Source organism: Vibrio sp. 1069, from assembly GCF_033340555.1.
Map to the genome: position 1 here is coordinate 1 of NZ_JAWOWP010000152.1, position 955 is coordinate 955.

A 955-nucleotide genomic window follows, 5' to 3' on the forward strand; every position below is an offset into this window, starting at 1 on the left:
TGATGCGAAATAGCGTTGAAGGTAGCCGTGTTGCTGGTATTCGTACGTTCTCTCTCGTCGGGTTACTTGGTGGTCTTGTCGCGATTCTTGCGGATCTCTATTCTCCTTTATTGCTTGGTTTTGCCTTGATTGCGTTGGTGATATTGGCGTGTATCGCGTTTGTCATGCAGCAGAAGAAGAGTCGCGATATCAGTATTACTGGCGTGGTTAGCTTGTTGGTGACGTTTGTGTTGGGCAGTTTAGCTGTGTCGGGAGAGGCGGTGCTTGCGGCATCTGCAGCTGTTATTACCGCAGTGGTGCTCGACAACAAACGAGAACTTCACCAAGCGTTGCAAAAATTACAGGAATACGAGCTAGATGCAGCGCTCCGGTTGCTGATTATCTCCATCGTGTTATTGCCGCTTCTTCCAAATCAATCCTATGGCCCTTGTAACGCTCTTAACCCTTACGAGATTTGGTGGATGGTCGTATTGATTGCCAGTATTTCGTTTGTGGGCTATTTCGCAATCAAAATCGGTGGGGCGAAACGTGGCATATTGTTCACCTCCATTTTTGCAGGTTTAAGTTCTTCGACGGCGTTAACACTGCAGTTTTCCCATCTTTCTCGGGAGCAAGCCAATATCAGCCCATTGCTCGCAAGTGGCATACTCTTGAGTTGCGGCACCATGTTTCCTCGGCTGTTGATTATTCTGTTTGTGATTAATCCTCAACTTGTCTCGTTACTATGGCCGATTGTGATGGCCATGATGGCGGCGCTGTATTTGCCTGCTTGGTGGATATGGCGGAGGAGTGAAGTGGAACAGATCGAACAATCGAACAAACAGAGCAACCCACTCGCACTGCAATCGGCGCTGTTTTTTGGGATGATGCTGGCGGTGATTATACTGCTGTCACATGCGCTTGCTGAGTGGTTCGGTAATGCGGGTGTCTTAATTTTATCGGCCCTTTCAGGGAT

1 protein-coding gene is annotated in these 955 nt (G+C 48.4%); it reads left to right on the forward strand.

The features are described from left to right. A partial coding sequence (locus tag R7040_RS25080) for an MgtC/SapB family protein (protein WP_318097369.1) occupies positions 1-955 on the forward strand: 955 nt, incomplete at both ends.